The sequence below is a fragment of the Bacillus sp. EB600 genome (assembly GCF_024494385.1).
GTDB lineage: Bacteria > Bacillota > Bacilli > Bacillales > Cytobacillaceae > JAEVLT01.
In genome coordinates this window covers 190,216-203,166 of sequence record NZ_JAEVLT010000003.1, presented here as the reverse complement: position 1 = coordinate 203,166, position 12,951 = coordinate 190,216, and the positions used below count along the sequence as shown (strand labels likewise).

The 12,951-nt window shown below is 37.5% G+C and carries 12 protein-coding genes; 4 read left to right on the top strand and 8 right to left on the bottom strand.

What is annotated here, in order from left to right; all coding sequences use genetic code 11:
* Window positions 1-10: 10 nt before the first annotated feature.
* From JN080_RS05280 to galU, 6 genes are all read right to left on the bottom strand, one after another.
* Complete coding sequence (locus JN080_RS05280; RefSeq protein WP_256234874.1) at window positions 11-724, bottom strand: hypothetical protein; 714 nt, start codon at window positions 722-724, stop codon at window positions 11-13.
* A gap of 47 nt (window positions 725-771) precedes the next feature.
* Window positions 772-2,856: a cell wall-binding repeat-containing protein gene (locus JN080_RS05275; RefSeq protein ID WP_256234873.1), complete on the bottom strand. Its 2,085-nt coding sequence runs from the start codon at window positions 2,854-2,856 to the stop codon at window positions 772-774.
* 91 nt (window positions 2,857-2,947) lie between these two features.
* A complete protein-coding gene (locus JN080_RS05270; protein WP_256234872.1) occupies window positions 2,948-4,585 on the bottom strand; it encodes a cell wall-binding repeat-containing protein in 1,638 nt (545 codons plus the stop codon).
* 246 nt (window positions 4,586-4,831) lie between these two features.
* A complete protein-coding gene (locus JN080_RS05265) occupies window positions 4,832-5,980 on the bottom strand; it encodes a cell wall-binding repeat-containing protein (RefSeq protein WP_256234871.1) in 1,149 nt (382 codons plus the stop codon).
* Window positions 5,981-5,985: 5 nt separating this feature from the next.
* The gene (locus JN080_RS05260; RefSeq protein WP_256234870.1) at window positions 5,986-6,303 is read right to left on the bottom strand and encodes a cell wall-binding repeat-containing protein; all 318 of its coding nucleotides are present in this window, start codon (window positions 6,301-6,303) and stop codon (window positions 5,986-5,988) included.
* A 350-nt stretch (window positions 6,304-6,653) separates the two neighbouring features.
* Window positions 6,654-7,529 carry a UTP--glucose-1-phosphate uridylyltransferase GalU gene (galU, locus tag JN080_RS05255; RefSeq protein ID WP_256234869.1) on the bottom strand — a complete coding sequence of 292 codons (876 nt, stop codon included), beginning with the start codon at window positions 7,527-7,529 and terminating at the stop codon, window positions 6,654-6,656.
* A 349-nt stretch (window positions 7,530-7,878) separates the two neighbouring features.
* On the opposite strand from galU, the gene tagU reads away from it, so the two are divergent.
* Window positions 7,879-8,805, top strand: coding sequence for a polyisoprenyl-teichoic acid--peptidoglycan teichoic acid transferase TagU (gene tagU / locus JN080_RS05250; protein WP_256234868.1), 927 nt, complete (start codon window positions 7,879-7,881; stop codon window positions 8,803-8,805).
* A gap of 85 nt (window positions 8,806-8,890) precedes the next feature.
* On the opposite strand, the gene JN080_RS05245 is transcribed toward tagU, so the two are convergent.
* On the bottom strand, window positions 8,891-9,793 hold the full coding sequence (locus JN080_RS05245) for a YifB family Mg chelatase-like AAA ATPase (protein WP_375141586.1): 903 nt from the start codon (window positions 9,791-9,793) through the stop codon (window positions 8,891-8,893).
* Between the two features lie 97 nt (window positions 9,794-9,890).
* Here JN080_RS05245 and JN080_RS05240 point away from each other — a divergent pair, with 97 nt between their 5' ends.
* The 3 genes from JN080_RS05240 to JN080_RS05230 are packed head-to-tail and all read left to right on the top strand — an operon-like array spanning window position 9,891 to window position 11,989.
* Window positions 9,891-10,250 carry a helix-turn-helix domain-containing protein gene (locus JN080_RS05240; RefSeq protein WP_256234867.1) on the top strand — a complete coding sequence of 120 codons (360 nt, stop codon included), beginning with the start codon at window positions 9,891-9,893 and terminating at the stop codon, window positions 10,248-10,250.
* Complete coding sequence (locus tag JN080_RS05235; protein WP_256234866.1) at window positions 10,228-10,548, top strand: recombinase family protein; 321 nt, start codon at window positions 10,228-10,230, stop codon at window positions 10,546-10,548. Before JN080_RS05240 ends, JN080_RS05235 begins: the two co-directional genes overlap by 23 nt.
* A complete protein-coding gene (locus JN080_RS05230; protein ID WP_256234865.1) occupies window positions 10,529-11,989 on the top strand; it encodes a hypothetical protein in 1,461 nt (486 codons plus the stop codon). The genes JN080_RS05235 and JN080_RS05230 overlap by 20 nt, the downstream gene beginning before the upstream one ends.
* 159 nt (window positions 11,990-12,148) lie before the next feature.
* Here JN080_RS05230 and JN080_RS05225 read toward each other — a convergent pair whose 3' ends face one another.
* Entirely contained in the window at window positions 12,149-12,946 is a 798-nt protein-coding gene (locus tag JN080_RS05225) for a magnesium chelatase domain-containing protein (RefSeq protein ID WP_256234864.1), read from the bottom strand.
* Between the last annotated feature and the right edge of the window lie 5 nt (window positions 12,947-12,951).

The window sequence follows — 12,951 nt, the reverse complement described above, 5'->3', positions numbered from 1 at the left end:
TTCAGGAAAATTATTCTTCCACCTGTTTAAGAACAGACTCTTCTGTATATCCCTGATCACCTGTTACTTTATATAACTCTTTTACAATACCAATTCCTGGGGCTATATAGTAAGTATAAATGGTGTCTGCTCCCTCTACTTCATTTGTAATCTTTTGAATTACATATACATTGTTAAAAGACTTATATGGCGTCTGGACAGTTTCATCTTTTTTTATAACTTTCCAAATCGCATTTGAAGGTGTTTTACTAGAAATCATAATCTCCGGATTTTTATTTTCCTTTAATCCATTTAAATAATTTTTCGATGGATTTGATGGGGATTGCACTACTGAAACGATTGAAACTTCATCACTCGTCCATTTATAAATGACCACACTTGTTGATTGACCGATTCGGACAATACTTTGAATATAGTTTTCATTTTCTTGTACAAATTCCTCAGTAAAGGCCTCTTTATTATCTGCTCCTACAAACACCTTCTTTACCCCAACTTTAGGGCGATACATTTTAAAGCCTTCATTTCCCTGATTCTTTACGGGAATTTTGTCATCTTTTGTTTCTGTCTTTTTCCTCGAATTTTGATTTTTTGATGGCGAAGCTTCTTTTTGGATTGAATTTGTTTTTTCTGTACTATCCTTCTTTGCATTATCTGTTTTTTCACTATTAAAACAACCTGAAAGAGTCCCTAGAACAAATAGTAATACAGCTAGCCATTTTAACATGTAAACACCCTCTTTAAAAAGAAAGCAAACTCAGATGAGTTTGCTTTTTATTTTGCTTTATCAACAACAAGTGACTGAATAGAATCAGACACAGCAACCGGACCTCCGATTACATTCACTTTGTTTATGAGATTTTCCTCTGTGTATTTATAAAGGAAAGACTCTACGTTTTTGTTCAAGCCATTCCCAACTAGAATAAGCGGAGCTTTATTCTGAATAGATAGAGGAGCGGCTGCTAATGCATCTGGGAAATCTCCCCCAGTTGCTACGTTAATCGTGTTTGATTTAATACTATCTTTAAAATACCAGAGCAGATTTGCAAGTGTATCGTATCGGTCTGCTCCTGACAGTCTTTCGACATTTTGAGCGCCATTTTGCTGCAGGATCTGTGATTGGACATTATCCGAAATGGCAACCGGGCCGCCAAGAATCACGACTTTTTTATCTTTTATATACTGAAGAGCAGCATCAGAAATCCGATTTTGCTCAGTTAAGATAATAGCCCAATTATTTGCAGCTGCTATTGGAGCCGCAGCTAAAGCATCAGGAAAGTTTCTTGCCGATGCCACAAAGACTCCGTTAACCGTACCTAATTTATCAACAATTTGTATATTTGTATCTAGACGGTTTTCACCATAAATTCGATCTGTTTGAATGCCAAGAGATTTTATTGCATTTTCAACATTTAATGAAATGGCAACCGGACCGCCAATTATAACTACTTTTGTTGCTCCCAAACGAGTCAATTCATCTCTGACTTCCGGAAGTAAGGTAGTGCTGTTATTTAACAAAATTGGAGCATTTCCATAACGTGCTGCTAGGGAACCGGAAGATAAAGCATCTGCAGGTTCATTACCGGTTGCAAGAATAACTGTTTTAGATTGATTGATATCTGCAAAACTATTCGGATATAAAGCTTTAGAAATAGAAACAGAGGTTGAATAACGTGTTAGCCCAGCTATTCTACTAGTTTGTAAATTCCTTGTAGGTTGTTCGCCAGGAACATTCGTCCAAACAATCTCGCTGCTGCCATTTCTTAAAACTCGTGAATTTTGTTTGCTTTGAGCGAATTCAATTGCTTTGTTAACATCAAAGAATTGAGTATTTGTGCCATCACTAGTTTGAACGGTGAATTTTTGCAAGAAGAAATTGGACCATATTGTAGCATCAGAAGCCTTTTCGACAACCCTTGTATCTGTGATATTTTGCGCATAAGCAATCGCATCCTGCTGGGTTGCAAAGCTTTTCACGAGTCCATTTATTTTACTATAGACGTCATAATTACTATTTTCCCAAACAAACTGTTGGGCATCTTTATCAAAAACTTTTACGTTCCCGCTCTGCTTTTGCGCAAAAGCAACAGCTTCGTCCTTTGTTGTAAACGTAGCTGCCTTATTATCATTTTGATATACATCAAAAACCTTGAAATAAGCAATAACTGCATTTGCAATAGATTGAGCTGCCTGTTGCTGGTATGCAGATGATAATATCCTGCTCTCTTCGTCACGATTTGTCATATAGCCTAGTTCTACTAAGACAGAGGGCATTTGTGCATTTCGAATAACATAGAAACTTTGGTCATTATGTATCTTTCTATCAATCAACCCTAATCCACTTAGAACATTAGAATGAATCGTTTCAGCAAACCGCTTACTATCATTCAAATATTTAATTTGCAGTGGATCATAGGGGTAATCTGGATCTAAATTATGGTAATCATAATAATAAGTTTCTAGTCCTTTGGCATAAGGGCTTGTTGGTGAAGCATTTTCGTGAATAGATAAAAAAATACTATTATCATTATTCCCACTTGCATAACCATTTGCAACTTTCATTCTTCCAGCAAGATCAGCACTTGATGATGACTTAGAAAAGTCAACATCCGCATTGCGGGTCATTACTACTTTAATACCAGAGTTGCTTAAAGTATTGCTTAGTTTTAACCCGATTGCCAAAGTTACGTCTCGTTCACAAATATCCTTTGGACTTTCTTTTGTGTAACCACAAGTACCGGTGTAAACTCCACCATGTCCCGGGTCTATCACTAGTTCTTTTTCTGCAAATGCCCCTGCTGGAAACAGAAAAAGTATTAGGATAAATAACCCGGCAAAACTATAAACTTTTTGCCTCATTCCGATCTCCTTTCCATATATTATATTAATCTATTACATTATAACAGGATTTCCTACAATCTTTGCATAGATTTTCCAAAAACCGCATTAATCAATCCTTTGTATCTACAAAATTCTTGTTTGGCATTTCTACCTTGCTAAGTGGTTCATTCTCAACAGTGTTAAACAATTCAGGAACAGATAAATACCCAATAGAATATCTTCCCTCATCGGGATTATATAATTTATAAGCATACAGGGCATCGAGTAGATTACCGGGAGATATCGGCTTTAAATAAAACCCATTTATTTGATTTTGCAAATAGGGAGAAATATAGAACCGTGCATTCTTCACCTTTCCGCTCCAATACAAATCATTTAAAGCAATTCCTGTCGCAAGATGATCACTATGCGTCTCCTCAAACGAAAGAGCCCTGTGTTCTGCACCCGGAAATTTATTTTCAAATTCTAGGATGACTGATTTTACATTTTCTACAGTTAAGCCTGAATCCGGGTAGTTATATATATGAATATTCGAATCCTTTACCCCTAACCTGGAAACGGCATCTTTAAACTCTCTTACTCTTGCTTCTCCAAATTCATCTAACGTCATATCAGGATAGATTGATTGTAATTTTTTATATACATCGGATGCTTCCCCGTCTGTCATCAAGACAACATGAACATCAAATCCCTTATTAAGATAGAAGTCGATCCCTGCTCCCGCAGCAAGCAATTCATCATCCGCGTGGGGACTATAAAAGATAACAGGTTTACTTTTATCTGTGATTTCGTAAATTACTTTTGAATCCAAATTTGCCGAGGTTTCACTATCAATCGCTTGCGTTCCACCTAATATAAAGGATTTAGAAACTTGATAGTTTGATAAGATGCCTTCAATTTCAGCAGGTATTTCATTGGGTTTTACAAGAGCTATTCCACTTGAATTTTTCGCAGCAAGAGCTGAACCTGACAAGGCATCTGAGAATTGCACTCCCGTAGTAAAATAAAGATTGGGCTGTGTTTTATAAAAGGCCTTTAATATATTTGCTGAGGTACCGTAACGATTAGAACCAGCTATTCTCTTAGCTTTTAATTCTGTTGCAATTGAATCTTTAATCGCTGCTGTTCCACCAATAACATATCTTTCGGAAGCCTTTAATGCCGCTTGTTTCATTTCCATCGTCAATGTGTCAGAATTGGAAATGAGGATGGCCGACCCAGTAATAGCTGCATAAGGTGCAATGGATAAAGCGTCAGGAAAATTATACGCATTAACAATAAATGCTTTGTCATATTGGCCTAATTCATTTGCAATCGCTTCAGCTGTTTTAAAACGGTTTTCTCCACCGATTCTCTTTACCGAAACTTTCATTGTATTTGTTAAATAATCCTCAATACTTTTTGAAACAGCTAGAGGACCTCCGAGAATTATGACATGTTTAGCTGTTAACCTTTTTATCTCATCTATCGTTTCGTTTGGAAGGTTCTGCGGCTGTGTCAATAAAATCGGAGAATTTAATTTCTTTGCTAATGGAACACTTGCTAAGGCATCTGGAAAATCTGATGCCTGTGCCAATATCACTGTTTCTGAAGTTTCCCATCCTTCTTTTGAAATAGCAGCGGCCGTTTCAAAACGATTATCTCCAGAAAGCCTGATTTGTTCTGCATGAACTTCAAAATTTGTAAACAGGAAGAAAAAACAAATAATAAATAATAAAAATGTTGCAGATTTTATGTAACTATCCATCCAACTCCCCCAATATTTCTTAAAGATTAATATTTTTAACATAAGATTACAATTATTTAAATTATATATCAATAATATTTCTTTGTGTTTGAACGGAATTTATTTCTCAGTAAAGTACATATAGTGCGGACCTCTAACGCAAAAACCGTTTAAGTTTGAAAACTTAAACGGTAAAAAGAAAAATGATAGGTTTTCATATTTCCACATTAATGAACAGTAAAAGCTCTCATTAATTGAAGTTTCACTTTATTGATAAGTTACAGCCTGACTTCCGTATTGCTGCCAACCGGCAATAAAATCACCTTGTGAAAAACCTCTGTCCTTAATATTTGCAAGTGGGTCATTAAAGTAAATATTTTGATTGTCATACCCGGTGATTAGAACGGAATGTTCCTTCATTGTAATACGAATATCTCCATATCTTGTTTTCCATGTTGACCAATACGAAGCTGGCACCGGTTTAAACCAAGATGTATTAATTACCCATACTGGTTTACCTCGATTCAAGTAATATTGAATAGCTTCAAAGTCTTCTCCCGTTAAATCAATGATTCTTCCTGGCAAGTACTTATTCGCCAAACTGACAATAGGACTATGAAAAACGCAACAACCCGGTTGTGAAAAAGTGTACATGTTACCGACGAATCCATCATTAGGATGCCCTTTATACCCTCCGCTTTCCCATGGAACTTTAACGACTTCACTTGCCAATTGCATCTTACTTACGGATATTCCCGCATAACCAAGCAGCATAGAAAGACTTGTCACTTCACATCCTCTTGGCAGCTCAGGTAATTGCGAAACTAACGGGGCATTCAAGTGAACACTTGCTTGTAAGGGAGTTATTACGTCTTCTACTTTATATTCAACTAATGCCAACCCACCGAGGATTTTTTTCTCGCCAAACCTCGGAAATAGAGAAATGGTCGGTGCAGGTATAACGTCTTTTCTCGTTAAAATTATGGGAGCTTGCTGCTTAGCGGCAAGAACAGATCCCGTCAATGCGTCAGCAAAATTTTCACCCGTCGCTATATATCCAATCGCTTTTGGGCCTATTAAATTGTTAATTATAGTAGCACTGGTTTCATAACGATCAGCCCCCTCAAAGCGAACTGGATTATTTAACGTGCTATCAATTGATTTGTTTATTGCTTGATTTCCGCCCACAAGGATAACCTGACTTTTTTGATGCAGCAGATCCAGTACAGGCTGTGTAACTTGTCGAGTCAAGAGGATCGGTATCCCCTTGGTTGCAGTATAAGGAGATATAGATAATGCATCAGGGAAATTTTCACCATTAGCTAATATAGCCTTATCCGAACCAACTCCTTCAGCTATCCTTACAGCCGTTTCATAACGATTGATTCCCGCGATTCTCTCAACGGTAAGGCCCATTCCTCTTAAAGTGTTCTCAACGTCAAGAGCGATGGAAGCTTCTCTCCAAGAATAATTACTCTTTGTGCCTGCAATCTAACAATCTCGTTTTTTGTTACTGCTGTTAATAGTTTACTATGTGTTAGTAAAATAGGTGCATTCTCTTTATACGCTAATGGAGTTCCAGCAAGTGCATCAGGAAAATCATTACCTCTTGCTAAAATAACAGTTTGTGAAGTTTGCCAACCTTTTTGTGAAATTGCAACAGCCGTTGAATAACGGTCTTGACCGGCAATTCTTTCTGCCGCATAAGAAGTCTTACTTGAAAGCAGAAGAATCATCATAAGTAAAAGAAGACAAAAAATTGGTTTATTTATTCGATAGATAATGTTAGACCCCTCCCTTAAAACAGTTAAATTATTAGATATATATGGAATATTATTTCATTATAGGGATTATGCTTTTCATTAACTTTCTATCTTTTTTCTTACTGCAAAAAGGGACAAATAGAATTATAGTTGCTTAAATACTTAGGATCAATGTAACTCCGATCAATAAAAATGCCACAGTGTATAAACTGTGGCAAAAAATTTTTCAGTGGATGAAATATACGTACTATTGAAAGGACACAGAAACATCCAATGCACCCCTGATTAAAATTAAAGGGTGCATTACCTATCGTTTTTACTAAAATTTAAAGATTTTTTTCAAGCTTTTGTTCCATAAACTTTAACAAATTATCTCTTAATTCTTCTTTTTGAAGAGCAAATTCAATCGTTGTCTCAATGAACCCAAGCTTTTCTCCCACATCATATCGTTGTCCCTCAAATTCATAGCCAAAAACGCGTTGAATTTGATTTAGGTTTTGGATGGCATCCGTTAATTGAATCTCGCCGCCTGCACCAATCTGCTGCTTTTCTAAAAACATAAAAATTTCCGGTGTAAATACATATCTGCCAATAATGGCAAGGTTAGATGGGGCTGTTCCTATTTCAGGTTTTTCCACAAAATTGCGTACTTGGAAAGAACGTCCATGTTGATCAGCAGGGTCAATAATTCCATACCTGTTTGTCTCGTTTTCCGGAACCCTTTTAACCCCAATAACTGAGGAATGGGTATGGTTGTACACATCCATAAGTTGTTTTAGGCAGGGTGTCTCTGCTTGAACAATATCGTCGCCTAATAAGACCGCAAACGGTTCATTTCCAATAAAGTTCCGGGCACACCAGACCGCGTGTCCTAAGCCCTTTGGCTCTTTTTGGCGGATATAATGGATATCAGCCATATTAGAGGTTTCTCGAACAATTTCTAAAAGTTCAAGTTTCCCTTTTTCTTGTAAATTTTGTTCTAATTCAAATGCATTATCAAAGTGGTCCTCAATCGAACGCTTTCCTTTCCCGGTAACAATCAGAATATCCTCGATACCAGAGGCTACGGCTTCTTCTACTATGTATTGAATGGTTGGCTTGTCAACAATCGGCAGCATTTCTTTTGGCATTGCTTTAGTAGCCGGCAAAAAACGTGTTCCAAGCCCCGCGGCTGGAATAATTGCTTTCCTTACCTTTTGCATATTAGAATCAATCCTTTCCTACGATCAACAAAATTATAAAAATGGTTTTTAGTTATAGTAAATAAGAACTTTACTGTCAATTATTTCATACTAAAAAATAATGTACAAGTATGACCCTGCATATTTTCGTCTTTTGTATTTTGGCAAAGCATTGTAAGATTTCCCTTTTTTTATTCAGAATTACTTTACACTATTTTAACCTTAAATTCGAGTACTTTTCCTTCCTTAAGTATAGTGAATTTTTTCTATATCAAAATTTCAAGAATATAAATTGTAATACTCTTTCAAGGAAATATCTGCTATTCTATTAATTAGTTACAAGATAATGTAAATCTGTGGAGGCACATACATGAGAGCGAAACAAAAGAAAAAAAGAACATGGCTTCGAGTGACAGGAATTGTTATTCTTCTATTATTGGTGGCAGGAGCTGTTTACGGATACACCGTTTATAAATCATTAAAAGATACGGTAGCAACCATGCATCAGCCGGTTGATCGTACATCTAATAAGCGTCCGGATCCTGTGGCACTTACAAAAAAGCAGCCATTTTCTGTATTAATGCTTGGAGTGGATGAACGACAAGGAGATAAAGGCCGCTCTGACACCATTATCGTACTGACCGTTAATCCAAATCAGCATTCTGTAAAAATGCTTAGTATCCCTCGTGATACCCAGACAGAAATTGTCGGAAAGGGAACTGTCGATAAAATTAATCATGCTTATGCTTTTGGGAGCATACCAATGGCAATGGATACGGTCGAAAACTTCCTTGACATTCCAATTGACTATTATATGAAGATAAATATGGAGGGTTTTAAAGATATTGTTGATGCTGTTGGCGGGGTAACCGTTCAAAATAACTTAGATTTTACAGAGGGCAGCTATCATTTTCCGGTTGGAGAGGTAACTTTAAATGGAGACAAGGCCTTAAGTTTTTCTAGGATGAGGCATCAAGACCCTAATGGGGACTTTGGACGTGAGCAGCGGCAACGGCAAATTATTCAGGCCATCCTCCATAAAGGTGCCAACATCTCATCTTTGGCAAACTACAACGGTATTTTACAAGCAATCGGAAAGAATGTTAAAACAAACCTAACCTTTGACGAAATGGTTGATATCCAAAAGAACTATAAAGATGCAACGAATAACGTTGAGCAAATCCAAGTCACTGGTACCGGGACTATGATCAATAAAATCTATTACTTAGTTATTTCACCCGAGGAAAAGCAGAAAGTACAAAGTGAGTTAAAGGCTCATTTGGAATTAAATAAGTAAAGTAGAGAAGAAGCTGATTGGCATTGCTGCCTATCAGCTTTTTCTTCTATTATATTGCAATACTGGCGTGTTCCCTTATAAAAACCTACCATTGTGTTACTGGTTGACGAACGCTGTCTGTAGTCTGCTTTTGCTTTTTTGCCGTCGACCAGCTATGCAGTTTTAATGCTTCCCAAATGTGCTGCTCACTGACCTCTGTCCCTTGCTGAAGATCAGCAAGGGTGCGGGCAAGCCGAATAATCTTAAGTTGGGCCCGGTTGCTCCAACCGTGTTTATTCGCTAATTTTTGCAGGAATCGCTGTTGTTGATCAGAAAGCGGGCTCGTTTGGAGGAGCGTTTCATAGGGGACCCGGCCATTGGTGATTTCTTTTCCATAACGATGATACTGTCTCAACCTTGCCTCGCTCACCCGCTCCTGGATCTCCTCCGAAGATTCCCTTTGTGATTCCAATGCTGGATTGAAATCTACTGGTCTTAAGGACAAAAAAACATCAAAGCGGTCGCGCATTGGTCCTGATATTCGATTTTGATAGGTAGTAATTTGCTTTGGAGAACAAGTACAATAGTGAGTCTTAGCACCAAGATAACCGCAGGGGCATGGATTCATCGCCCCAATTAGGATAAATGAACTCGGGTATGTCGCCGTTGAACGGGCTCTACTGATGGTAACAACGCCTGCTTCCAATGGCTGTCGGAGCATTTCAAGTGTTTTTTTCGGAAATTCAGCGATTTCATCTAAAAATAGAACACCATGATGGGCAAGGGAAATTTCACCCGGTTTCGGGTTTTGCCCACCTCCAATGATGGCTACTCCTGATGAAGAATGATGAGGACTTCGATAAAGTGGGAGGTTTGGATGATAGTTCGTTACGCCGCTAAGCTGATAAATGCTCATGATTTCAAGACGAGATGCTCTTGATAACGGTGGAAGAATCGATGGAAAGCTTTCAGCTAACAAACTTTTTCCACAGCCTGGTGGTAAAAACAGCTGTTATCAAAATATACAAAAGTGTAACATAATATACAAATATAACTTTATTGGATAATTTCGAATAGTGTTAAAATATATGTAGAGGTGATTCTCTATGTCTATTTTTTTATCTCAGAAACAGGCACGTGAATTTTTAAATATTTCGAGAGCTACAATTTTGCACTGGGAAGAACAGGGGAAAATAAAGGTTTATAAAACAAGCGGTGGCCACCGAAGGTATCTAAAAAGTGATTTAGAAAAGCTAATAGGTATGGAAGTTGAGAAAGCCAAGATATCTACAAAGACTATTTGTGTCATTTATGCCAGGGTTTCAACAAAAAAACAAGAGATGGCAGGAAACTTGGACCGACAAATAGGGAGACTAACCACTTTTGCATTCGAGCACCAAATGTCCATTTCCCATGTAATCAAAGAAGTAGCCAGCGGAATTAATGAAAAGAGAAAAGGGGATTAAAACTTTACTTTCCATCATTGAAAAAGAACCAATTCAATATTTATTAGTTGAGTATAAAGATAGTTTAGCCCGATTTGGATACAATTATTTGGAAACTTATTGTAAATCTCACGGAGTTGAAATGATCACGATCGAACAACAAGAGAAAAAGGAACTGAACGAGGAAATGGTGGAAGACCTCATCTCTATTATGACTTCATTTTCCGCAAGATTATATGGAAGAAGGGGTTCCAAGAAAGTAAAAAAGACTCTTTCGGAGTTAGAAATGGAGGGGCAGTATGTCAAACAAAGAGAATGAACAAGCGATTACTTTCACGGGAATTGTGATTAACTCTTCTGCAAGTGAATCGATCATTCTTGACGAGCTTATGCGTAAATTTCAATCGGCTAAACGCTACTTGCGTGAACGCATTTTTGATGGCCAGGACCGAAAAAGTGCAGTAGCGAAGGCGAAACCACTGTTTTTAAATAATTCGCGCTATATGAGGGATGCGTTTCTTGAAGCAGAAGCTTCCATATCCTCGCAAAAGGAATTGTTGCCGTTGTATATCGAGCAATATAAAACAGCGATTCAAAAAATAGAAATTATAATAGAAAAAATCCGAAATTCCTCTAAATTAAACAAAGAGGACCTTATTTTGAATAAGAAATCACGAATTAAAAAGTTAACCAGAAAGTTGAATTATTATCAATACCACATTGAAAATGGCAGTATTCCTAAAATTGTTGATGGTACGAAAAAAAGACTGACTCTTTTACTTAAACATAAAATTACCAAACAAGATTGGATCGATTCACGAACCAACGCCCTTTACTCACGCGGGGAAACCTCCAAAGGCGGGAATGAAAATATCAAATTATATTATTTGCAGGACCATTTAGTAGAAATGAACGTATTAAACCCACTATCCTCTAAAAGAAATGACCGACTGCGTTTTGAAGTTCAATTCTCCGAAAAACACATCTTGACTATTCTCACCCATCTTTTAAGTGGAAAAGCCTATAGTGTTCGCATTCTGAGGGAAAGCGGAAAATACTATGTCCATATAACCTTCGACCAAAAGGTAGAATCCTCGAATGATTTTTCAAAAGGCTGTGCCGGTATCGACATCAATCCAGACAATTTAGCCGTTACGATCGTCCATCCAAATGGAAATTTTCGAGTTAGCAAAGTATTTTGGATGAAAGATGTGAATAGCATTCGCTCCAAAAAGCGTAATTGGATAATAGGAAATACCGTAGCTGCTGTGTTTGATTGGGTGGCATCGTTTGGAATCAAAATCATCGCAATCGAAGATTTATATTTTAAAAACAGCTTAAGTAAAAATCCAAAATTTAATCGAATGAGCAGTAATTTTGTTTATCGAAAAATCATTACCACTTTGATTTCTAAAAGTATTAAGGCAGGCGTATCCATTGCTCAGGTTCCCGCCTATTATTCTTCTTTAATTGGAAGGGTTAAATATCAAAAAACATACGGACTTTCGATCCATCAAAGTGCAGCCTTGGTACTGGCCCGACGTGCCATGGGTTTTAAAGAAAAAGTTCCAAAACAAATGATGTCAGTCCTTTTTGCCAAGGAAGCAAAAAAGGGACATCAGGTGCATGATTTATTTAAACATTGGAAAAAAGTACAAGCCTGGATTTCTGCCCTTAAGGAAAGGGCCTATCTAAATCGTGAGCATTATAAACATTGGTATATAGACGACTTTATTGAGTATGCTGCATTAGAAGAGTAGTCAACCATATTTAAGCCTTTATTTTAGTACGGACATTCACTGAATGTGAAAATTCCGATGGAAGGATTGCCGTAAGAGACTAAAGGTAGCCCAGGTAACTCCTGCCCTATGGAGTGCTCTGCAAAAAGAGACCGAAAGACATAGGTGTTCGCAAGAAGGCTAAACCCTGGACCAGCGAAGGGTTGGACAAGTGTCTTTACTTGAGAATCTAAGACAAGTGTACGATTTGTTATGATTTGATAGAGCTGGTCCGGACATAAACACATGGTATTCCCCAGCTGCTGCCACTTCTAAAGCATGTTTGGCAAACGAGTGACCAATGATTGGTTGAAAATCCGGATGGTAGTGTTGGATTGCCCCCGCTTCCGCTAATTGTGGTATTACTAATGAAGGAATTGGTCTTCCAGCCAAATGGTCTACTACCTCATGCAGACTTTTTACATAGATTAGCTCCAAATCGTTACTCTCCAGTCCAGCAAGATTTTTATCAAAAGGCACATACAATCTTTTTAGCCCAATTTTTTTTGCAGCTAACACTGCTGCTAGCATACCTTCAACGGGTTGAATGCCGCCATCCAAAGAAAGGGCGCCAATAAAGCCCGTTGTTTCGGTTATTTTCACATTGATTTCTTGCAAGCTTGAAAGGATTCCAATCGCTATAGGTAAATCAAACATAGGGCCATTTTTCTTTTGTTCTGGCGGAGAGAGATTAATAATGATCTTCAGATGATGAAGGAAATAATTGAGAGAATAAAACGCTGCTGCAATTCGCTGCTTAAATTCTTTTACCGATGTATCCGGCAAGCCGACAATGACAATCGAATTCAATCCAGGAACTGCTTGTACTTCAACGGTGATCTGGTAGCCTTCCAGCCCCTTCAGTCCAATTTTATGCATGGAAATATAACGAATAGAATCGGTCGTTCCTAAATAACTTGTAGTAATTTTCCTATCCAATCCAA

Excerpts from the sequence above, each read along its gene's own strand:
- JN080_RS05280 (WP_256234874.1), bottom strand. The coding sequence starts at position 724 with ATGTTAAAATGGCTAGCTGTATTACTATTTGTTCTAGGGACTCTTTCA.
- JN080_RS05275 (WP_256234873.1), bottom strand. The coding sequence starts at position 2,856 with ATGAGGCAAAAAGTTTATAGTTTTGCCGGGTTATTTATCCTAATACTT.
- JN080_RS05270 (WP_256234872.1), bottom strand. The coding sequence starts at position 4,585 with ATGGATAGTTACATAAAATCTGCAACATTTTTATTATTTATTATTTGT.
- JN080_RS05265 (WP_256234871.1), bottom strand. The coding sequence starts at position 5,980 with ATGGGCCTTACCGTTGAGAGAATCGCGGGAATCAATCGTTATGAAACG.
- JN080_RS05260 (WP_256234870.1), bottom strand. The coding sequence starts at position 6,303 with ATGATGATTCTTCTGCTTTCAAGTAAGACTTCTTATGCGGCAGAAAGA.
- galU (WP_256234869.1), bottom strand. The coding sequence starts at position 7,529 with ATGCAAAAGGTAAGGAAAGCAATTATTCCAGCCGCGGGGCTTGGAACA.
- tagU (WP_256234868.1), top strand. The coding sequence starts at position 7,879 with ATGAGAGCGAAACAAAAGAAAAAAAGAACATGGCTTCGAGTGACAGGA.
- JN080_RS05240 (WP_256234867.1), top strand. The coding sequence starts at position 9,891 with ATGTCTATTTTTTTATCTCAGAAACAGGCACGTGAATTTTTAAATATT.
- JN080_RS05235 (WP_256234866.1), top strand. The coding sequence starts at position 10,228 with ATGAAAAGAGAAAAGGGGATTAAAACTTTACTTTCCATCATTGAAAAA.
- JN080_RS05230 (WP_256234865.1), top strand. The coding sequence starts at position 10,529 with ATGTCAAACAAAGAGAATGAACAAGCGATTACTTTCACGGGAATTGTG.